Raw genomic sequence first — 529 nt, 5'->3', positions numbered from 1 at the left:
GCCGACCACCTCGTGGTCCAGGGTGCGCGAATGGAGAACGGCCTGCTCCATGTCGCGCTGAAGCGCGAGGTGCCGGAGGCGCTGAAGCCTCGCCGGATCGAGATCCAGGCGCCGGCGCCGCGCCAGCCCGCGATCGAGCAGGTCGCCCAGGCGGCCTGAGCAGAAGGCAGGTGTGAACGGGAGGGCCGGCGGGAAACCGCCGGCCCTTTCCTATGTCCTAGGGCCGCTTGAAGAAGGCATCGGCCGCCGCCCGCTGATTCGAGCGCGCGGCGATGGCCGCCTCGGCCCGGGCGATCTCCGCCTTGAGGTCATCGATATAGATGCGCAGATCCGTCTCGGCCCAGTCCTGCAGYGCGGCCGGGGTGAAGCGTTGGGGCGGCTTCGGCCGCGGCTCCTCGTCGAACATCGTTTTCCTCCCCCTTCGTCTCAGGGCTTGGCCCGGACCGGCCCTGCCACTATAGGGCTTGCCACAGACTGGGCGCGTGCCCGTCCGCGCAGCCCCCTCACCCATGGAAGCACCGTCATGGCC

General features: G+C 70.3%; 1 protein-coding gene and 1 pseudogene. One reads left to right on the top strand and one right to left on the bottom strand.

The window, feature by feature from the left end; genetic code table 11:
• Positions 1-159: pseudogene (locus AC1DWF_RS38295) on the top strand (molecular chaperone); the annotation flags it as partial.
• A gap of 58 nt (positions 160-217) precedes the next feature.
• Here the strand turns inward: AC1DWF_RS38295 and AC1DWF_RS38290 are convergent.
• Positions 218-406 (bottom strand): DUF1192 family protein, encoded by a 189-nt coding sequence (locus tag AC1DWF_RS38290; protein WP_476843619.1) that lies wholly within the window; start codon positions 404-406, stop codon positions 218-220.
• Between the last annotated feature and the right edge of the window lie 123 nt (positions 407-529).

The sequence above is a fragment of the Aminobacter sp. P4_D5 genome (assembly GCF_056401815.1).
Note: the sequence above shows the minus strand (reverse complement) of the source record. Positions and strands in the feature narration are given on the sequence as shown.